Annotated in this window: 15 protein-coding genes; 11 read left to right on the top strand and 4 right to left on the bottom strand. The window is 37.6% G+C overall.

What is annotated here, in order from left to right:
* The first annotated feature begins 112 nt into the window (after positions 1-112).
* From pdhA to B154_RS0117255, 5 genes are all read left to right on the top strand, one after another.
* Positions 113-1,108 carry a pyruvate dehydrogenase (acetyl-transferring) E1 component subunit alpha gene (gene pdhA, locus B154_RS0117275; RefSeq protein ID WP_018615520.1) on the top strand — a complete coding sequence of 332 codons (996 nt, stop codon included), beginning with the start codon at positions 113-115 and terminating at the stop codon, positions 1,106-1,108.
* 74 nt (positions 1,109-1,182) lie between these two features.
* Positions 1,183-1,878 carry a tetratricopeptide repeat protein gene (locus tag B154_RS0117270; RefSeq protein WP_018615519.1) on the top strand — a complete coding sequence of 232 codons (696 nt, stop codon included), beginning with the start codon at positions 1,183-1,185 and terminating at the stop codon, positions 1,876-1,878.
* A 3-nt stretch (positions 1,879-1,881) separates the two neighbouring features.
* A complete protein-coding gene (gene ribH, locus B154_RS0117265; protein WP_018615518.1) occupies positions 1,882-2,367 on the top strand; it encodes a 6,7-dimethyl-8-ribityllumazine synthase in 486 nt (161 codons plus the stop codon).
* A 112-nt stretch (positions 2,368-2,479) separates the two neighbouring features.
* Positions 2,480-3,211 carry a (Fe-S)-binding protein gene (locus tag B154_RS0117260; protein WP_018615517.1) on the top strand — a complete coding sequence of 244 codons (732 nt, stop codon included), beginning with the start codon at positions 2,480-2,482 and terminating at the stop codon, positions 3,209-3,211.
* A gap of 110 nt (positions 3,212-3,321) precedes the next feature.
* Positions 3,322-3,729 carry an EVE domain-containing protein gene (locus tag B154_RS0117255; protein ID WP_018615516.1) on the top strand — a complete coding sequence of 136 codons (408 nt, stop codon included), beginning with the start codon at positions 3,322-3,324 and terminating at the stop codon, positions 3,727-3,729.
* Positions 3,730-3,798: 69 nt separating this feature from the next.
* On the opposite strand, the gene B154_RS32515 is transcribed toward B154_RS0117255, so the two are convergent.
* Positions 3,799-3,942 carry a hypothetical protein gene (locus tag B154_RS32515; protein WP_018615515.1) on the bottom strand — a complete coding sequence of 48 codons (144 nt, stop codon included), beginning with the start codon at positions 3,940-3,942 and terminating at the stop codon, positions 3,799-3,801.
* A 170-nt stretch (positions 3,943-4,112) separates the two neighbouring features.
* On the opposite strand from B154_RS32515, the gene B154_RS0117245 reads away from it, so the two are divergent.
* Positions 4,113-5,798 (top strand): glutamine--tRNA ligase/YqeY domain fusion protein, encoded by a 1,686-nt coding sequence (locus B154_RS0117245; protein ID WP_018615514.1) that lies wholly within the window; start codon positions 4,113-4,115, stop codon positions 5,796-5,798.
* An 88-nt stretch (positions 5,799-5,886) separates the two neighbouring features.
* Positions 5,887-7,296 carry a tRNA lysidine(34) synthetase TilS gene (gene tilS / locus B154_RS0117240; RefSeq protein ID WP_018615513.1) on the top strand — a complete coding sequence of 470 codons (1,410 nt, stop codon included), beginning with the start codon at positions 5,887-5,889 and terminating at the stop codon, positions 7,294-7,296.
* A gap of 171 nt (positions 7,297-7,467) precedes the next feature.
* Here the strand turns inward: tilS and B154_RS0117235 are convergent, their stop codons facing one another.
* The gene (locus tag B154_RS0117235) at positions 7,468-9,945 is read right to left on the bottom strand and encodes a TonB-dependent receptor (protein WP_018615512.1); all 2,478 of its coding nucleotides are present in this window, start codon (positions 9,943-9,945) and stop codon (positions 7,468-7,470) included.
* Between the two features lie 104 nt (positions 9,946-10,049).
* Positions 10,050-10,787, bottom strand: a complete 738-nt coding sequence (locus tag B154_RS0117230; RefSeq protein WP_018615511.1) for a DUF481 domain-containing protein — start codon at positions 10,785-10,787, stop codon at positions 10,050-10,052.
* 339 nt (positions 10,788-11,126) lie between these two features.
* On the opposite strand from B154_RS0117230, the gene B154_RS0117225 reads away from it, so the two are divergent.
* The 3 genes from B154_RS0117225 to B154_RS0117215 all read left to right on the top strand — a co-directional run bounded on the left by B154_RS0117225 (position 11,127) and on the right by B154_RS0117215 (position 17,486).
* On the top strand, positions 11,127-14,153 hold the full coding sequence (locus B154_RS0117225) for a glycosyltransferase family 117 protein (RefSeq protein WP_018615510.1): 3,027 nt from the start codon (positions 11,127-11,129) through the stop codon (positions 14,151-14,153).
* 543 nt (positions 14,154-14,696) lie between these two features.
* Positions 14,697-15,794 carry a vWA domain-containing protein gene (locus tag B154_RS0117220; RefSeq protein WP_026260268.1) on the top strand — a complete coding sequence of 366 codons (1,098 nt, stop codon included), beginning with the start codon at positions 14,697-14,699 and terminating at the stop codon, positions 15,792-15,794.
* 150 nt (positions 15,795-15,944) lie between these two features.
* Complete coding sequence (locus B154_RS0117215; RefSeq protein WP_018615508.1) at positions 15,945-17,486, top strand: sigma 54-interacting transcriptional regulator; 1,542 nt, start codon at positions 15,945-15,947, stop codon at positions 17,484-17,486.
* 68 nt (positions 17,487-17,554) lie between these two features.
* On the opposite strand, the gene B154_RS0117210 is transcribed toward B154_RS0117215, so the two are convergent.
* Positions 17,555-18,085, bottom strand: coding sequence for a hypothetical protein (locus tag B154_RS0117210; RefSeq protein WP_018615507.1), 531 nt, complete (start codon positions 18,083-18,085; stop codon positions 17,555-17,557).
* Between the two features lie 275 nt (positions 18,086-18,360).
* On the opposite strand from B154_RS0117210, the gene B154_RS0117205 reads away from it, so the two are divergent.
* Complete coding sequence (locus B154_RS0117205; RefSeq protein ID WP_018615506.1) at positions 18,361-20,595, top strand: alpha-galactosidase; 2,235 nt, start codon at positions 18,361-18,363, stop codon at positions 20,593-20,595.
* The last annotated feature ends 6 nt before the right edge of the window (positions 20,596-20,601 follow it).

Genomic DNA, 20,601 nt, shown 5'->3' with positions numbered 1-20,601 from the left:
ACTACTATTAACATAAAATAAACTAATATTTCGTTCTCGTGAAATATGCGTTCTCCCTTAATATTATTTTTGGTTCTATTCACCTATATTTGCCGCTCAAAATTTTAGACAAGTGCCAACTAAATTTTCAAAAGAAACATATCTGTACTGGTACGAGTTGATGCAGCTTATCCGCCAGTTTGAATTAAAGGCAGAAGAAAAATATAAAATGGCAGGAAAAATCCGTGGATTTTTTCATGCTTTTGTAGGTCAGGAAGCACTAGCTGCGGGTTGTATGACCGCAACAAGGCAGGATGACCCTTTCATAACTGCTTACCGCGACCACGGTTGGGCCCTGGCAAAAGGTGTATCTCCCAACGCATGTATGGCCGAGCTATATGGTAAAGCTACCGGTGTCGCCAAAGGAAAAGGTGGCAGTATGCACTTTTTTGGTGTGGAGCATAAGTTTTTTGGCGGACATGGTATTGTAGGTGCTCAGATAGGAACCGGCGCAGGACTGGCTTTTGCTGAGCAATATCGTGGTACTGATAATGTTGTCTTGTGTTTTTTTGGTGATGGTGCCGCTCGCCAGGGTATTCTTCATGAAACCTTTAACATGGCAATGTTATGGAAGCTACCTGTAATTTTTATTTGCGAAAATAACCATTACGCAATGGGTACTTCTGTCGAAAGAACAAGTAATGTAAGAGATATTTATAAATTGGCTGATGCATACGATATGCCCGGAGACATGGTAGATGGTATGGACCCTGAAACAGTGCATGATGCCGTAGCCCGGGCAGTAAAAAGAGCACGCGAGAAAGGTGGGCCGACATTGCTGGAAATGAAAACTTACCGGTACAAAGGCCACTCAATCAGTGATCCGCAAAAATACCGCCGTAAGGAAGAACTGGATGAATATAAAACCAAAGACCCTATAACTCTTGTTACCAAGCACATACTTGAATACAATTATGCGACACAGCAGGAATTAGATGCAATTGATGCAAGAATAAATGAAGTGGTGGAAGAAAGCGTTCGTTTTGCAGAAGAAAGTCCCTGGCCCGATGAGAGTGAGTTGCTGAAAGACGTTTATGCTGAAAAAGATTACCCTTTTATTCTTGATTAACAGTAAACAGTTTTAACTGTAGCTGCTAACACAAAAACCCTTAAAAATTTAAAGTTTTAAAATAATTATTAAAAATGGCGGAACAAAAAGTGCACGAAGTTTCTGAAGTTGGTGAAGGCCTTGAAGGTGCAAGAGACTTTTGGGAGAAATACAAGAATATAATTATAGGTATTTCAGCGGCAATAATATTAATTGCAGGGGGCTGGATTTTGTACAAAAACTATATTGTAAAGCCTAAAGAGGAAAGAGCTTCTGAGGCTATGTTTAAAGCCGAAGAATTTTTTCGCAATGATAGTCTTAAGTTGGCTCTTAACGGCGATGGTCAAAACAAAGGTTTTTTAAACGTAATTAAAAATTTTGATGGTACAAAAGCTGCAAATCTTGCTCATTTCTATGCAGGTATTATTTATTTAAAAACCAATGATTTTAATAACGCAGTAAAATATTTAAAAGATTTTTCCACAGACTCAAAGCAAATTCAAATGATTGCGTATGGTCGTCTAGCAGATGCATACAGCGAACAGGGCAAGAAAGATGATGCGGTAAATAATTATAAAAAAGCAGGAAGTTATTTTCCAGAAGATGAGGCAAATTCTTCAGAATTTTTATTTCGTGCAGGCTACCTGCTCGAGGCAATGGGTAAAAACAAAGAAGCAGTAGACGTTTACAAAGAAATAAAAGATAAATTTCCAAAAACAGAAAAAGGCTTTTCAATTGATAAATATATTTATCGGTTAAGTGTTGAGAAAAACGATTTTAGCGTAAAATAATATATGGCTACAAAAGGAAATATTGTATTAAACGAAGGCATCCCAACTATACAGGATGCCTTCGTAGTTATTGTAAAAACGGAATGGAACGCACACATCATAGACCAGCTTGAGGAAGGCTGTGAAAACGTATTCAAGGTTAATGGCGTACAGTCTCAGACGGTCGTTGTGCCGGGCGCTTTTGAAATTCCCTTTGCCATAAAAGATTTTCATACAAACAGCGTAAGAAAACCAAATGCATATATAGCGCTCGGAACGGTCATTCGCGGCGATACGCCCCATTTCGACTATGTGTGCAAGGGAATAACAGATGGTATAATGCAATTAAATCTTTCCCTTAATGTGCCGACTATTTTTGGTGTGCTTACCGTTGAAAACGAACAGCAGGCACTCGAGCGGGTTGGTGGCATTCACGGGCATAAAGGAGAAGAAGCGGCAATTACAGCAATTAAAATGATTGCTTTGAAAAGAAGTATTCAACAAGTTTGATATTTTTTCCTGTACTGAGCTTTTGAATTACTATTAAGCCCCGGTTGCGTCGCACACTTGTACTTTTAGTAATTTTATTTACCTATTTAGCATTTTTAAATTTCCCTTGTGGATGGAGCGCCTTATGAATGTTCAAATATTTATTCCTTGTTTTGTAGACCAGTTGTTTCCGCAAACTGCATTCAACATGGTAAAAGTGCTCGAAAAAGCAGGATGTACAGTTTCTTATAACCCTAACCAAACCTGCTGCGGTCAGCCCGCATTCAACGCCGGTTTCTGGAACGAAAGCAAGGCGGTATGTTCTAAATTTTTACAAGACTTCCAGGATGCAGAATACATAGTTGCGCCAAGTGCCAGTTGTGTTGGTTTTGTACGCAACTATTATCATACATTATTCGATAATTCATCTTCTCATAACCGGTCGATAAAGCTTGGTGAAAAAACTTTTGAATTCAGCGAGTTTATGGTAAAGGTTTTAGGTGTAGATAATGTAGGCGCTGTACTCGAAGGAAAAGCAACCTATCATGATAGCTGTGCAGGGCTACGGGAATGTAAAATAAAAGAAGAGCCACGCCGTCTTTTAAGCAAGGTAAAAGGTTTAGAATTAGCCGAAATGGAAGATGTGGAAACGTGCTGCGGTTTTGGCGGTTCCTTTGCAGTAAAATTTGAATCAATAAGCATAGCAATGGCTGATCAGAAAGTGACTCACGCATTAGAGACAGGCGCAAAATATCTCATTAGCACCGATCTGAGCTGCCTGATGCATCTTGACGGGTACATTAAAAACAAAGGCTACAATTTGCAAACTCTACACATAGCAGATGTTCTCGCAAACGGTTGGTAAGGCGTAAGAAAAATGCAAATAGCGAAATCAGAAATGCAACATGTAAAAGTTGAAATAAGTTTTACATCAAATAACTTCCTTTATTAATTTTCAATTTTAAATTCTTTTATATGCATTGGCTAGTCAAATCCGAACCATCTAAATACAGTTGGGAAAAATTTGTTGAAGACAAACAAACTCATTGGGATGGCGTAAGAAATTATACGGCAAGAAATAATTTAAAAGCAATGAAAAAAGGCGATCAAGTCTTTTTTTATCACAGCAACGAAGGGTTAGAAATTGTCGGCATTGCAAAAGTGGTCAAAGAAGCCTACCAGGATCCTGCAACAGATGATACCAATTGGGTTGTAGTAGACCTGAAGCCGGTAAAAAAATTAAAAAAACCTGTCACTCTTAGTACCATAAAAGCCGATAAACGACTTGACGGTATTGCGCTTGTAAAGCTTGGGCGGCTATCTGTTTGTCCTATAACAGATGAAGAATGGAATATAATTCTTGAACTCGGTGAAATGAAATGAATTATAGCCTTTGGCTGTACGCTTGCCTCATTCTGAAAGTTAAATACTCCTGTTTTAAAGATTGTCTTTTTAATTCGCCATGCTTATTATAATACTTTGGAGTGTAGCAAAGGGTTTCATATTTGTAAGGTGAATTATAGTAAGTTCAATCTTTCGTTTTATTCTGCCTGCAATAAATATTAAATAAACAAATTGAGCTGTAATCGTTTTCATGTCAGTTAATTTTCGTGCAAAAGAATAGATAAGGAAGGCGACGAAAAATGCAAAAGTGACAAGTGGTAAAAGTAAATGTGATATAAAATCACATACTTAATGAGATTGTAACTTTTTGTTTTTGTTGAATGGAAAGTCAATATCGTAAATTCGCATCCAATACATGAATAATGAGTGCAGAAAAAATAAAGACCGAAGAAAAGAGCCTCAATTTTTTAGAAGAAATAGTTGAAAATGATCTGGCAAGTGGAAAGTATACAAGTATAATGACTCGTTTTCCGCCCGAACCAAACGGCTATTTGCATATAGGTCATGCAAAAAGTATTTGTCTCAACTTTGGGCTTGCTTTAAAATACGGAGGCCGCACAAACCTGCGTTTTGATGACACCAATCCCGTAAAAGAAGATATTGAATATGTCGACAGTATAAAGGAAGATGTAAAATGGCTTGGGTTTGAATGGGCAAACGAACTCTACGCTTCTGATTACTTTGAAACTTTATATGAATATGCCGTAAAACTTATTAAAAAAGGTTTAGCGTATGTAGATGATAGCTCTCCTGAAGAAATTGCAGCACAAAAAGGTACACCAACCGAGCCGGGAAAAGGTAATGAATATCGTAACCGGAGTGTGGAAGAAAACCTTGATTTATTTGCAAGAATGAGAGCCGGTGACTTTAAAGATGGCGAAAAGGTTTTAAGGGCAAAAGTTGATTTAGCTAGTCCAAATATGCATATGCGTGACCCGTTAATGTATCGTATCAAGCATGCAGATCACCATCGAACCGGTAACGCCTGGTGCATATACCCCATGTATGATTTTGCTCATGGGCAAAGCGACAGTATTGAACATATCACTCATTCCATTTGTACGGTCGAATTTATTCCACACCGCGAGTTGTATGACTGGTTTATAGAAAAGCTGGAAATTTTCCCCAGCCACCAATATGAGTTTGCAAGATTGAATATGACATATACGGTCATGAGCAAGCGTAAATTGCTCGAATTGGTAAATGATAAAATAGTAGATGGATGGAGCGATCCGAGAATGCCAACAATTGCAGCTTTAAGAAGAAGAGGATACACGCCTGAAAGTATTCGTTTGTTTTGTGATAAAATAGGGGTTCAAAAAAGAGAAAACCTGATAGATTTAAGCCTGCTTGAATTTTGTGTGCGAGAAGATTTAAATAAAAATGCTACCCGTCGCATGGCAGTTCTTGACCCGATAAAATTGATTATTACCAACTATCCTGACGGACATGTAGAAGAACTAAGTGGTGAAAATAATCCTGAGGCGGAAAATGGTGGAGGAAGCAGGCCAATACCTTTTTCTAAAGAGCTTTGGATAGAAAGAGAAGATTTTATGGAAGATCCTCCAAAAAAATTCTTCAGGCTTGGGGTTGGATTAACAGTAAGGTTGAAATATGCGTACATTGTAAAGTGCACTGGTTTTAAAAAAGATGAAGACGGAAATGTAACTGAAGTGTATGCAGAATATATTTCAGAAAGCAGGAGCGGGGCCGACAGCAGTAAAATTAATGTGAAAGGAACAATACATTGGGTAAGTGTGCAACATGCATTAACTGCTGAGGTACGCTTATACGACCGGCTTTTTAAAGTTGAAGACCCATCTAATGAAGAGGGAGATTTTAAAGAATACATAAATCCTGATAGCCTTCAAGTGTTGCAAAAAGTTTATATTGAACCAGCCTTGGCTGCAGCTTTCCCGGGCGAACGATACCAGTTTTTAAGAAAAGGATATTTTTGTGTGGATGAAAACAGTACTAAAGAAAAGCTGGTTTTTAATCGAACCGTAGGGTTGAAAGATACGTGGGCAAAGGAAGCTAAGAAGGGATAAGTGTTCGATCGATTGTTTAAAATTGAATAGTATAATTTATAGAAATTAAAGGCCGGCAATAAGTCGGCTTTTGATTTATTTTATGTGTATGAGTTTACAGGAAAAATTTATTCAGCATCTTAAGCAATTCTCCTTCATTCAACAAAAGCAAAAGCAATTGTTAACCATAAGTGGAGGAGTTGACAGTGTAGTTTTATGTGATTTAATGTTTGCTGCACAATACGATTTTGTTATAGCACACTGCAATTTTCAACTAAGAGGCGCCGAGAGTGAAAGAGACGAGCAGTTCGTGAGAAGTTTAGGCAATAAATATGGAAAAGAGGTATTGGTGAAGAAATTTGATACCGATAAATATGCAACAGAAAATAAAATTTCAATACAAGTTGCGGCCCGGGAACTACGGTATCGTTGGTTTTATGAGGTAATTTCCGGCAATTTTTCTACTCTCAATCAAAACATCCCAACTGACGACTCATCACTCACAGCTACACATTTACAACTCCGCGCTCACCCAATTCATTACATTCTCACTGCTCATCATGCCAATGATAATATTGAGACACTGCTAATGAATTTTTTTAAAGGAACAGGTATATCAGGGTTGCACGGAATTTTACCTGTGCAGGGAAAGATAGTGAGGCCATTATTGTTTGCTAAAAAAGATGAATTGGTTGCTTATGCAATGGAAAATAACCTGCCTTTTGTTGAAGACAGTTCAAACCTTTCTGATAAATATACCCGCAATTTTTTCAGGCATAATTTATTTCCTATGCTAAAAGAGATTTATCCAAATATTGAGGATAATCTTTTAAATAATATTCAACGGCTGACAGAAGTCGAAGAGCTGTATAAGCAGTCTGTCGAGAAACATAAGAAAAAACTGCTTGAATATAAGGGGAATGAGGTGCACGTGCCCGTGTTGAAGTTGCAGAAAACATCACCTCTTTCAACAATCATATATGAAATTATAAAAGATTTTGGTTTTACTTCAACAAGGGTGCAGGAAGTTATTGAATTACTGGAAAGCGAAACAGGTAAATACATTTCATCTTCTTCGCACCGTATCATTAAAAACAGGAATTGGTTGATTATTTCTCCTAATCAATCGACGGAAGCGACAAATATTCTAATAGAAGAAAAGGATAAAAAAGTTATGTTTAGTGATGGTGAATTAAGTCTTGAAGTTATTGAGAGTTCAACTTTTCAGATACCTTCCTCTAATAATACTGCTGCATTGGATTGTGCTGAAATTTCTTTTCCCCTTCTATTGAGAAAATGGAAGCAGGGCGATTATTTTTACCCGCTGGGGATGAAAAAGAAGAAAAAACTGAGCAGGTTTTTTATTGATCAAAAGCTGTCAAAAACAGATAAAGAGAATGTTTGGGTTTTGGAAATGAATAAAAAAATCATTTGGATTGTCGGACAAAGAATTGATGACAGGTGTAAGATACAACCTTCGACTAAAACAGTTTTGAAGATAAGTCTCCATAATCTTTGATAGAGGATTCTGTGAATGAGCAATTTGGAGAGAATATAAAATGAAAGAAATATATCCTGCCTTTTTATGTTGCCTTATTGCTCTGGGAAAAGCACAATAGATATTCTGACGATGAACGTAATGCGTCGCAACAGAAGCTCAACCGAAGATTTTTTGCCGCTACCCAAAAAACTACCACTTGACTATCAGCTTCAAATTTAATAATCTTGGAGTAAGCCTGTTTGGAATTGTGAAAGTATTGTTTGCAAAATCCTTAATAAGTAAATAACTGATAGTGTTTGGCCTGTCGATAAGATTAAAAATTTCAAGCGTAGCCCAAATGTTATCAAAGCTTCTAAAAGGGCTGTGGCTGCGTCGATTTGATTTATCACTATCAAGCAGAAGAGCGCTAAAACCAAGATCGACCCGAATGTAAGGGTCAATAACTAACGCGTTTCTGTACTTTACACTTCCCGGAATGTTATAGGGGAGATTACTTCCGTACAAAGTATTAAGGTAAACCCTAAAGTTTTTATTTGTACTAAGGTAATCCTGGAAAAACATACCAAAAGTTATCATCCGGTCCGTGGGACGACGCAGGTATCCAATATTCACAAGAGTGCTGTCAACAGGCTTGTTTTCAGTGTCTAAAGTATATTTGTAATAATGGTCGTTGTCGAGGTTCTCTCTTGTGCGCATAAATCCGAGGCTTACCCAGCTTTCTGCATCCTTTACCAGTTCTCCAAATAGCCTTATTTCGGCTCCGGCAGCGTACGCTTTTGCCATGTTCTCACCAAAATATCGCAGCCTTACATTATCTATATCGTAAGGCACTACGTTCCACATGCTTTTGTAATATAGTTCCGTGGTTATTCGTCCGGGGCGTTGCAAAAGTTTCAAATTATAATCAAAGCCTCCACTCACTTGCCAGCTTTTTTGGGCTTTCAGGTTTTCATTGATTGTTCCGTTATACCGGCGCAGCTCACGATAGAAAGGTGGTTGATCGTAAATGCCTGCCGACGCGCGAAAGATGATATCTTTCTTCCAGTTTTTTGGGGTAAAAGATAATCCGGCTCGTGGAGACAGCAAAAATTCTTTGTTCAAAGTATTGTAATTATACCTTATGCCAAATTGCATGGTAATATCAGACGAATCCTTGAATTGAACATTATCCTGAACAAAACCACTGAAACGGTCGATAGTCAGGTCAGCATTATTCTTCAATACATTATTCAGCTGTAAAATATTTGTAGAATGGGGTAGTGAATAGCCGGCAGAATCATTGTATTCCCATTCATTCAGTTTATCTGAAATCTGCTGTCTTTCTATGCTGTTTCCAAATTGTATAAAATGTTTTCCTTTATCTACACTTCCCTTTATTGAAGCATTGTACACCTGTATGTTAAGTTTATTTCGCGAAAAATTTTGGTAAACACCTGCACCAAGCGGATTTACAATTAAACCATAGGTCGCCTGGCTCTTATCAAAATTTCTTTCTCCAAAAAGATAAGCACCGCTTATGTCTACGTTTTCAGCCTCGTCGTTTTCAAACCTGCTTAGCATACCTTTCAAACGAAAGTTCTTTCCGGGTTGCCATGTAGCAGAAAATCCAGCCATATTTGTTGAATATTTATCTTTTTCCTGGCCTTCAAAAAAAATATCTAAAGCCAGGTTTTGAGTAAACAGCGGGGAGAAAACAGCAGAGGACAACTGGCTTTCCTGCGGAAACAAAGTGAATTTACTCGCTGACACATTGGCCAATACTTCAAGCAACCATTTGTTATTAGGTTGAAAAGTTATTAGTGCCTGTACATCTGAGGAGGAAGGAATATAATTTCCTTTGGTCTCCTGGCTGCTAAGCAGGTTGCGATTACTCCGGTTACGAAATCCTAACAAATAAGTTACTTTTTCATTTTTTGAAGTCCCTTCCAAATGCAGTCCTTGCTCAAGCAAACCTATGTAGGCAGAACCGCTAAAATTCTTTGGTCTCTTGTAAGTTATATCAAGCACGCTGCTCATTTTATCGCCATACTTAGCCTGAAAGCCTCCGTTGTAAAACTTTACATTGGCGGTCATTTCAGGGTTTATAAAGCTAAGGCCTTCCTGCTGCCCACTACGAACAAGGTACGGCCTGAAAACTTCGAAATCGTTTACATAAATAATGTTTTCATCATAGCTTCCACCCCTTACGTTATACTGGCTGGTTAATTCGTTATTGCTTCCTGTAAAAATTTTAATGAGGCTTTCAATATTTCCTAATGGCGATGGATTAAGTAAAGCTTTTTCAGCGTCTATGTTTATTCGCCCTGCTTCCGTTCGCGGCCGGCTATCTTTTACGGTCACTTCCTGCAACACATTTGCCTGAGGTTGCAGGTTAACCGTTATATTTTCCTTTTCTCCTTCTACCAAATTAAAATTTCGTTGAAAAGTTTTATAACCGGTGTAAGAAAATACAAGTGCAAGTGGTTTGCCCGGAGTGACCGTTATAGAAAACTGACCAGAATCATTTGTGGTGGTTCCCTTTTCTTTTCCCAGTACGCTGATACTTACATTAAAAAGAGGCTTATCGTTTTCGTTAACTACTTTTCCAGAAATAGTTGCTGATTTCTTTTGCGCAAAAACAGAAAAGCAATTACAAAGAAAAAAAAGCAGAAGGTAAGTATTTTTCATTCTGTGTATGTAAGTATAGAAACGAACTACAGTGTGGCAACAATAAAAAACAGCAAACAAACTTATCTTTAAAATCCCAACTATCCCAAAAAAATACAGGTCTGCTAGAAATACTTCTCGGCAGTTAATCCAAATGTAATAAGCAGTGTCTCACTGTTTGTCTTTTGGTTCCTGTTATAATTTGTGGCGGCAGTTAAGTTAAGCCATTTTCTTAATTTAACAGAAACACTGTTAATCGATTTGATTATATAATCGTTGCCGTCAGACAGTGAGTTTTGGAAAAAATTAGTTCCGTCGAAAATTATGATGTCCTTTATTACAAACCTGTAGCGAAGCCGGAATGAATTTCGAAATAAACTGTAAGAGTTGTTTGTACTGTCATTCAATTTTAAATTACTGGTTTCGTATAAAATTCCATCGCTTACATTTAAAAAAGCAGTTGTTGTATCGATAATATTGTAAGCACCTCCTACACCTGCCTGTAACCGGTTATTTATTTTTAACGAATAGCTTTTGTCGTAATTAGCGAGTCCCCAATAATAAAAATTCGACGAGGTTTTATATAAATTAAAATCAAGAGTTGAGTTGAAGTCGTTATTTGTCAACCTGTTTTGTTGCTCTCCGTATATCCAACTGTTAGTACTGTTGAGGCGTATGTTTTTCTTGCTGATATTAAATCTCAGTCCATTAGTTAATACATACGAATTGCCGTTATTGGTTTTATTTATGATACCTGTTGATGCAAAGTTTACATAGTGGTGAATGGAATCGTTGAATTGGGAAAATGTCATAACACAGGAAAGCATAATACATACAAATACAGGTAAAATTTTTACAATCATCGGCTTTATGTCAAATATTAATCAATAGACAGGGTAAATTTTTGGCTAAAGATAATTGTGGATTGGTTAATAACTTTATCCATGTTAAAATTCTGACGGTAAGTAATAGCTGTATTAAAGTGAGATTTCACCGTGTACAAATCTAATAAGTCGCGGGGCAGGCAACGGTTTTGCCAAATGAAGGTTAAAAAGAAAATGCATAAAATTTTCGATTTTCGATTTTCCGCTTTTTAAGGTAGGTTTGCCAGTCTTTTTAAAAACCAAAACTTGATAAATGATGGATCTCTTTTGTTAAAAGCAAAATATTTTCATCTTTCTTTTTAAAAAATAAAAAACCAAATGAATTTCAACAAAATCAACAACATTGTTGGATGGATTGTCTGCGTTATTGCCTCTGCCACCTATATACTTACTGCTGAGGCGGGAGGAAGCTTATGGGACTGCGGTGAATTTGTAAGCAGTGCTTTTAAATTACAGATACCTCACCCACCGGGAGCGCCATTATTTGTTTTGATAGGACGGTTTTTTATTATACTTTTTGGAGATAATCCTATGACTGCGGCAAAGGCAGTAAACATTATGAGTGCCCTTGCAAGTGGATTTACCATTCTTTTTCTTTTTTGGACTATTACTCACTTTGCACGGAAAGCTTTGCAAAAAGCAGGACAGGTTTTAAGTCAAAATGAAATTTTTGCAATAATGGGTGCAGGGGCAGTTGGAGCCCTTGCCTACACTTTTAGCGATTCGTTCTGGTACTCCGCTGTTGAAGGAGAGGTATACGCATTAAGTTCTTTTTTCACAGCCATTGTATTTTGGGCTATTTTAAAATGGGAGCACGCAGTAGATCATGAGGAGCAGACAGGAATTAATGCAGACCGATGGATAATTTTTATCTTCTTCATGATGGGCTTGTCTATAGGGGTACACCTTTTAAATCTGTTGACAATACCGGCTATAGTAATGGTATATTATTATAAGCGTTACAAAACCACAACAAAAGGTCTTATCTGGGCTTTCCTTATTGCTTGTGCTGTTACCGGCTTTGTACAGAAGGCTATTATTCAATATACAATAGAAGGTGCAGGCATGTTTGATATTTTTGCTGTCAATAACCTTGGCCTGCCATTCTTCACTGGCTTTATTATCTTCTTCCTTATTTTGGCAGTAGCTATCTGGTATGGATTGAAGATAGCAAGAAAGAACGGTTGGGGTTTTTTACGTTTAGGCTTATGGTCAGTTGCGTTTATGCTTATTGGTTATAGCACATACATTACTACTATGATACGCAGTAATGCTGACCCTGCTGTAGATATGTATAACGTAGATAATCCCATGAGTTTAGTGGGTTACCTTGGCCGTGAGCAGTATGGTGATTTTCCTTTGCTGTATGGTCAGAAATTTACCGCCCAGCCAATAGATTATAAAGAAACCTCAACAAAATATATAAAGGCGAATGGCCATTATGTTGAAAATGGCAAAGACGGACATTATGTCTATGATCCTTCACAAATGATGCTGTTTCCACGGGTTTGGGATGCTAGCAATGACCAGAATCACGCAGACTATTATGCCCAGTTCCTGGGTATTGGCAGAATGCAGGATGGAACTTATGAAAGAGATCCGGACTTTGCCGATAATATTAAATTTTTTGTTGCCTATCAGACCTACTGGATGTATTTCCGCTACTTTATGTGGAATTTCTCCGGTAAGCAAAACGATGTGCAGGGTGTTTTTACCGGTAACGTGCGTGATGGAAACTGGATAACAGGTATTCCATTTATCGACAATACGCTTTACGGCGATCAAAGCCTTATGCCTGACAGCAGTAAGAACAATAAGGCTCATAATAAGCTATTCCTGTTGCCTTTTATTCTTGGTATTCTTGGATTAATGTATCAAAACAAAGCCGATAAAAAAGATACTTTTATTGTTTTCCTGTTATTTTTCTTTACCGGAATGGCTATTGTGCTATACCTAAACCAGGCGGGTAATCAGCCCCGTGAAAGGGATTATGCTTACGTAGGTTCGTTTTATGCTTTTGCCATCTGGATTGGTTTTGGAGTTTTGCAGGTGCGAGAGTGGTTGTCCAAAACATTGAACAGAAGTATGGCAACTAATATTGCTACGGTTGTATGCCTGCTTGCTGTGCCGGTGCTTATGGCAGCACAAGAGTGGGACGATCACGATCGCAGCAAAAAAGAATTGGCGAGAGACCTTGCAAAAGATTACCTTGAAAGCTGTGCACCTAACGCCGTACTTTTCTCCTTTGGTGACAATGATACTTACCCTTTATGGTATGCCCAGGAAGTTGAAGGGATAAGACCTGATATACGCGTTATTAATTATAGTTTGCTGGGCATCGACTGGTATATTAACCAGTTGCGTTATAAAGTAAACCAGAGTGATCCGATAGATGTGATCTGGACAGCAGACCAGATACAAGGCAGAAAAAGAGACTATATCAGATACAACGATAAATCAGGCTTACCAGGCAACCAATATTTTGACCTGTACGACATGATGAAAAACTACGTTGGAAGCGACGATCCTTCTAAAATGATGTCATCTGGCGGCAGCGACATGATCAATTCTTTCCCTGTGAAAAAGGTGTCAGTGCCCGTAGATGTAAACCTTGTAAGGCAAAATGGAACGGTTAATCTTACTGATAGCGTTGTGAAAGAAGCGAGGTTTGATATACCGAAGAATATGCTTATGAAGAATGACCTTGCAGTTTTAAATGTAATTGCAGCCAACAAATGGAAGCGTCCTATTTACTTTACAGCGGCTTTTGATGAATTGGGATTTGGTCAGTATTTGCGTAAAGATGGCTTAGCTTATCGTCTGGTTCCTGTTATCGGTCAGCAGATCAATACAGATTGGATGAAAGACAAGCTGATGAATAAATTTGCTTTTGGCAATGCAAATATTCCGGGAGTTTATTTTGACGAGGAAAACCGTCGTCATCTCAATACAATCCGCACTGCTTACGCTGAACTTGCATTTGACCTGACTGCCAAAGGTAGAAAAGAGGAAGCTCGTACAGTTTTGGAAAAAGCCGATAAAATGATGTTGCAGGAAAATTTTCCTTATGGAATGATCAGCCGTGGTAACATGCACAATAGAAACAGCATTTCTTTCTTAGAAGCCTGTTACCGGTCTGATGATAAAGCTCTTGCTTCCAAAGTTTTAAATTCTGTTAGAAAAGATTTGCAGCAACAAATAAAGTTTTATAATTCTTTAAGCGGAAATAAAGCTGAAGCAATGGCATACGATAAGAAAAATTCCGAGGATTATTTACAGGCACTTACCAGCCTGGAACAAATGTACTCGGGCAAACCTTTCAGCTCCACGAATAGAAGAGAATAATAACATTGTAAACCCGGTTGTACCGAAGGCTAAACCAGACGCAACAACTACTGATACCAATAGTTCAAAGTAATGGTAGCTATAAATGGTCTTTATTTCTAATTGTTGAAATAAGTATTGCTAATATTCATTTCATTTCTTTAAAAAGGTTCTGATCTAATTGATCAGAACCTTTTGTAGATTATGGGGAGATTTAAAATGATATTAAACTAACATTAGATAGCACGTACCACCCGGTTGAAAAAAGAACCTTTTTTAATTTTTTAACCTTTTCCCGGTGTCGTGCTTCTCTTGCCTATACGTTTACTATTATTGATCAAAATGAGGCTTTTATTATAAATATTTTTTTTACGATAGAGAAGCTGTCAAGTTGACAAGTTAAAAAACATTTGCTTGCAATTTTCTATAAATAAGGACAATAGTGGTTGTCTGAATGTCTTTTCATGCGTCTAAAAACCGCGTTAATTGTGGTTCAATGTTAAACTTTATTTTGGCTTACATGTTGTACTGATAATATCGCTTTTATTTGCGAAATTGTATCTTATGTTAGGACATCGATTTACAAAGTTTGACCCTGATGCAAATGGGAAAACGAAATTTGAGCAATTGCTCAATTTATTTATGCAATTGCTGACTTACACCAATGGTGATGTGGGCGAGGCATTGCAATGGCTAAACCAGCTCGACAACCAATATGGATTTACCGACGATGAATATGGAATGGGAGATTTCATAGACGAACTGAAGGAAAAAGGCTATATAGACGAAAATCCTGTTAATGGCACTATTTCTATAACTGCAAAAACAGAACAGGGCATAAGAAGAAGCAGCCTTGAAGAAATTTTTGGCAAACTTAAAAAGTCTAAAGAGGGCAATCACAATACTTTTAAACCCGGCAATGGAGATGAAACCAATTCTGACACCCGGCAATTTCAGTTTGGTGATACCATGGAGCAAATTGACTTTACTGAAAGCATTCGCAATGCACAGATAAACCACGGTATTGAAAGCTTCAACATGCAGGAAGATGATCTGAAGATCAGGGAGACTGATTATAAGAGCCAGACATCTACTGTTCTCATGATAGACATTAGCCATAGTATGATCTTGTACGGTGAGGATAGAATAACGCCGGCAAAAAAAGTGGCAATGGCGCTAAGTGAATTGATAACAACAAAATATCCTAAAGACACTTTAGATATTGTCGTTTTTGGAAACGATGCGTGGCCTATTGAAATAAAAGATCTTCCTTATTTGCAGGTTGGCCCTTACCATACAAACACTGTTGCCGGTCTTGAGTTGGCAATGGATATTTTAAGAAGAAGAAAAAACCCTAACAAACAGATTTTTATGATAACCGATGGAAAGCCAACTTGTCTGAAGATTGGCAAACGTTATTATAAAAATAGCTTTGGATTAGACAGAAAAGTGGTTAACCGTTGTATTAACTTGGCTGCACAATGCAAAAAGCTTAAAATAGTTATTACCACATTTATGATCGCGAGTGATCCTTATTTGCAAAAATTTGTTACTGAGTTTACCGAAACGAATAATGGAAAAGCTTTTTTTGCCTCTCTTGATAAGCTTGGAGCTTTTATATTTAAAGATTTTGAAAGCGGAAAGAGAAAAACCGTGTACTAAGCAGAGCCATGATTGAAAGAACTTTTTTGAGAATTTTACCAGCTGCATTTTTTAGAGATGTGGATTGTTGAAAAAAATTCCAAAAAGTACAAGAGTGCGACGCAACGATGCTGCATTGAAAAACCAAAGTTGATTACCAAAAAAATATAAATGGATATTACAAAAATTAAAACCTTAGGTGACTTAAAAAAGATTGGTTATAAAAGAAGATCGATTAAGGAAGAAATACGTGAGAACCTCATAGGAAAAATAAGGGCTAAGGAAAATACATTTCCGGGAATTGTAGGCTATGAAGAAACGGTAATACCTGATACAGAAAGAGCTTTGCTTAGCCGCCACAATATTTTATTTCTTGGTTTGCGCGGACAGGCAAAAACAAGAATGGCCAGGCAGATGGTTGACTTATTAGATGAATACATACCAACCGTAGCAGGAAGTGAAATAAATGATGATCCGCTGCTGCCTTTGAGCAAATATGCTAAAGATTTAATTGCGCAACAGGCAGACGATACACCAATTCACTGGGTACATAGAAGTGAGCGCTACGGTGAAAAGCTGGCCACACCCGACGTAAGTGTTGCTGATCTGATCGGAGACATTGACCCTATAAAAGCTGCAAATCTCAAGCTAAGCTTTGCAGACGAAATGGTGATACATTATGGAATAATTCCACGTAGCAACCGGGGTATTTTTGTTATAAACGAATTGCCCGACCTGCAGGCAAGAATACAGGTTTCGCTTTTTAATATTTTACAGGAAGGTGATATACAAATCCGTGGGTTTAAATTGAGAATGCCGCTCGATATATTGTTTGTTTTTACAGCAAATCCTGAAGATTATACAAACCGTGGCAGCATTGTTACTCCGCTTAAAGACCGTATAGAAAGCCAGATACTTACTCACTATCCAAAAACTATTGAAACTTCTTTAGAAATTACTGAGCAGGAAGCTGATGTGCTGCAGGAGCAGTTAAATAAAATAAACATAAGCGACCTTGTCAAGCGTTTGATAGAGCAGGTTGCTTTTGAAGCAAGAAGTAATGAATATGTTGATAAAAAAAGCGGTGTAAGCGCCAGGCTTACAATTGCGGCTTACGAGAATGCTGTCAGCAGCGCCGAGCGAAGAGCTATTATTCACAACGAAAAACAAACGCAGGTTTGGATAAGTGATCTTGTTGGGATCATACCATCTATAACAGGTAAAATTGAATTGGTTTATGAAGGTGAGCAGGAAGGTCCATACCAGGTGGCGGTGAACCTTTTGGAAAAAGCTATACGTACACAGTTTATTCAATATTTTCCTAACCCGGAAGCAGCTAAAAAGAAAAGAAACACCGGAAAACCAGGTAGCCAAACCAAGTTTGAAGATGAAAATCCTTACAAAGGCATCATTCGCTGGTTTGACGCTGGTAATTATCTCGATCTTTTACTTGACAGTACTGACGCAAATAAATTTAATGCTTTATATAAGGTGGATGGCTTGAATGCTTTTGTAAAGAAATATTATCCGCAGGCAAATGATAAGGAAAATGCTTTGTTGATGGAGTTTGTTTTACATGGATTATCGAGTTACTCATTAATAAGCAAAAAGATGTTGGATGGTAAAATTCAGTTCAAAGATTTAATGGGAAGTATGATGAATTTCGGCGAAATGAATTTTGAAGATGACCTGACTGAAGATGATTTTAAATAAAATTATTTCAACGATTTTTTTATTTTGGATTAGTGGCTGCCTTAAAAAAAGGCAGCTTTTTTTCTGTCTTAGAAGTTGTGACCAAAGCCGATGTAATAAGAAGTAACATAATCCTTTTTATAAAATAATGGACTAATACCACCGCGGAAAAAGAATCCCCCTGTTGCCGGCTGATATCTATATCCTGTATTTAAATGATATATTATTCCACTTTCTGTACTCTTAGTATCATCAAAAATATCACTAGCCGATCCTGTTATAAATGTTGCTCCTCCCGCCACCTCAATAAAGTGCGATTTGCGGCCAAAAAGATAGTTTAAAGAAGCAGGTACGGAAATTATGGCGACGCCTGTTCCTCCCCAAAAACCAACTCCTGCAGCAAACCCGGCTCCATCTAGTCGTTTGCTAAAACGCCGGTCGTAATTTACTGATAATATCGGGGCCGAACCACCTATTTGAAAATACACTGCCTGCGGAGGTCTGTCTGTTACGATCACTCTTTTTTCTTCATCTGTCTTTTTTAATCTTATTGTGTCTTTTTGGGCAAAAGCAGTACAAACACACATTATACATTCAAGCGTAAGAATGATCAATTTCATGGGTTAGTAATTTTTTAAAATGATCGTAAACTCTTTAAAGAAAAAGATAAAGTTTTTATTTTCTACATACAATTTTAGTTCAAGTAAAATATCAGCTAGTCTTCCAGATAAACATTTAGAACGACTTTTTAGAAGAAAAATTTCAGAAGAACCAAAATTATAGTCGGTCACATAAGCCAGTACCTATATCTTTGATAATGTCTTTACCACTGTCTGACCGTTTGCAACCTTAATGCAGTGAAAGAGTCAAAGCCGGAAAATTAAAATCAACATAAATGGACATATTTGTAACGATTGCTACAAAACGAAAATGTATAATTGAAAGAACTTTAGGATTAATTGTATTCTTCATTTCATCAACTACCCCGGGATTTTCTCAAAAACAAACGCTGATAAATATAGAAACTGCTCACAATGCCATTGTGTTGCAGGCTGATACAGGCAACAGGCTTGGCGTGATATATTTTGGTGAGAAACTTAAAAAAGCGGCCGAATATCAAAGCATACCGGCGATGACCAAAAGACAGGCAGATGTAGATTATTCGGGTATTTTTCATTCGGCATATACTCCTGCCGGTTCACGTAACCTGGTAGAACCTGCGATACAGGTTACTCATGCTGATGGCAATACTTCTCTTGATCTGCAATATGTAAGTCATTCAACCAAAAAAATAGACGATAATGTTTCTCTTACAACTGTGTTACTTAAAGATCCGGCTTACCCCTTTGAAGTAACATTGTATTACAAAGTGTATCAGAAAGAAGATGTGATGGAGCAATGGTCTGTTATCAGGCATAAAGAAAATGGAAATGTAATGCTCCAAAAATTTGCTTCCGCTAACCTGTTTTTTTCGGCAAATCAATATTGGTTAAGACAATATCATGGAGACTGGGCAAGAGAAATGCAGCCGGAAGAAACACGTTTGACACCGGGTATAAAAGTATTAGACAGCAAATTGGGTACTCGAGAAAATTTGTACCAACCGCCAAGTTTTATGGTGTCATTTAATAGTCCTGCTACTGAAGATGAAGGTAAAGTGTTGCTTGGCTCAGTAGAATGGTCGGGTAATTTTAGGGTTGACCTGGAAGTGGATCCGCTAAATGATCTTCGGCTGATTGCTGGAATGAATAATTTTGCTTCAGAATATTCTTTAAAACCTTCAGAGGAATTTACCACACCGGCATTTTTATACACATATTCAGTAAAAGGAAAAGGAGAAGCGAGCCGAAACCTGCACGACTGGGCTCGTGAATACAGAATTTTAAATGGGAAAGGTTCAAGAGAAACATTGCTTAATAACTGGGAATCTACTTATTTTGATTTCAATGAAAGCATACTGTCAGAACTGGTGAAAGACGCAAAGAAATTGGGCGTTGATGTATTCTTATTAGATGATGGATGGTTTGGCAATAAATATCCGCGTAATAACGATCATGCAGGTTTAGGTGACTGGCAGGAAAACAAAAAGAAATTACCGAACGGCATCGGATACCTGGTAAAAGAAGCACAAAAAAATGCTGTGAAATTCGGTATCTGGGTAGAGCCTGAAATGGTAAATCCGAAAAGCGAGTTGTATGAAAAACATCCTGACTGGGTTATTAGAGAGCCGAATCGTCCTGAGCATTTGTACCGCAACCAGTTGGTGCTTGATTTGAGTAACCCAAAAGTGCAGGATTTTTTGGTAAGCATATTTGACACCTTGTTTATAAAAAATCCTGGTCTTGCTTTTATTAAATGGGATTGTAACGCAGTTATTTACAATGCTCATTCTGCCTACCAGCAAAAGCAATCCCACTTGTACATCGACTATGTAAGAGGCTTATACAAAGTGATGGAAAGAGTAAGAGCAAAATATCCTAAAGTACCAATGATGCTTTGTTCGGGCGGAGGAGGAAGGGTTGATTATGGCGCCCTTAAATATTTTACAGAATTCTGGGTAAGTGACAATACTGATCCGTTAGAAAGAATTTTTATGCAATATGAATATTCTTATTTTTTCCCCGCTATTGCACATGACAATCACGTAACGGATTGGGGCAAGCAGCCCCTTAAATTCAGAACAGATGTAGCCATGATGGGTAAGCTGGGGTTCGATATTGTGGTAAGTAAGCTAAACGAAAATGATTTAAAATTTTGCCAGCAGGCAGTTATCAATTATAAGTCAGTAAGTGATGAAGTGTGGCATGGTGACTTATACAGGCTTATGAGTCCACGGGAGAACGATTTTGCATCTTTAATGTATGTAAATAAAGACCGAAGCAAGGCGGTAATGTTTAATTATCTTGTAAATAACAGGTTTGGTGCAGGCAGCACGTTGCCTGTAAAACTTAAGGGACTTCAGGCTGATAAAAAATACAGCGTTAAGGAAATAAATATTTACCCGGGGACAAAATCTACCCTAGAAGAAAATGCTGTTTTTTCCGGTGATTATTTGATGACTATTGGTTTTAACCCAAATGTAAACGTGAGAAGAACAAGTGTGATACTTGAGATAAATGAAGTGAAATAAAATATT

The organism is Segetibacter koreensis DSM 18137 (assembly GCF_000374045.1).
GTDB classification, from domain to species: Bacteria; Bacteroidota; Bacteroidia; order Chitinophagales; family Chitinophagaceae; genus Segetibacter; species Segetibacter koreensis.
The sequence above is the reverse complement of the archived record's forward strand: the minus strand, read 5'-3'. Positions and strand labels throughout refer to the sequence as shown.

Excerpts from the sequence above, each read along its gene's own strand:
- B154_RS0117260 (WP_018615517.1), top strand. The coding sequence starts at position 2,480 with ATGGAGCGCCTTATGAATGTTCAAATATTTATTCCTTGTTTTGTAGAC.
- B154_RS0117210 (WP_018615507.1), bottom strand. The coding sequence starts at position 18,085 with ATGAAATTGATCATTCTTACGCTTGAATGTATAATGTGTGTTTGTACT.
- B154_RS0117225 (WP_018615510.1), top strand. The coding sequence starts at position 11,127 with ATGAATTTCAACAAAATCAACAACATTGTTGGATGGATTGTCTGCGTT.
- B154_RS0117215 (WP_018615508.1), top strand. The coding sequence starts at position 15,945 with ATGGATATTACAAAAATTAAAACCTTAGGTGACTTAAAAAAGATTGGT.
- B154_RS0117220 (WP_026260268.1), top strand. The coding sequence starts at position 14,697 with ATGTTAGGACATCGATTTACAAAGTTTGACCCTGATGCAAATGGGAAA.
- B154_RS0117270 (WP_018615519.1), top strand. The coding sequence starts at position 1,183 with ATGGCGGAACAAAAAGTGCACGAAGTTTCTGAAGTTGGTGAAGGCCTT.
- B154_RS0117230 (WP_018615511.1), bottom strand. The coding sequence starts at position 10,787 with ATGATTGTAAAAATTTTACCTGTATTTGTATGTATTATGCTTTCCTGT.
- tilS (WP_018615513.1), top strand. The coding sequence starts at position 5,887 with ATGAGTTTACAGGAAAAATTTATTCAGCATCTTAAGCAATTCTCCTTC.
- ribH (WP_018615518.1), top strand. The coding sequence starts at position 1,882 with ATGGCTACAAAAGGAAATATTGTATTAAACGAAGGCATCCCAACTATA.
- B154_RS0117235 (WP_018615512.1), bottom strand. The coding sequence starts at position 9,945 with ATGAAAAATACTTACCTTCTGCTTTTTTTTCTTTGTAATTGCTTTTCT.
- B154_RS32515 (WP_018615515.1), bottom strand. The coding sequence starts at position 3,942 with ATGAAAACGATTACAGCTCAATTTGTTTATTTAATATTTATTGCAGGC.
- B154_RS0117255 (WP_018615516.1), top strand. The coding sequence starts at position 3,322 with ATGCATTGGCTAGTCAAATCCGAACCATCTAAATACAGTTGGGAAAAA.
- B154_RS0117205 (WP_018615506.1), top strand. The coding sequence starts at position 18,361 with ATGGACATATTTGTAACGATTGCTACAAAACGAAAATGTATAATTGAA.
- B154_RS0117245 (WP_018615514.1), top strand. The coding sequence starts at position 4,113 with ATGAGTGCAGAAAAAATAAAGACCGAAGAAAAGAGCCTCAATTTTTTA.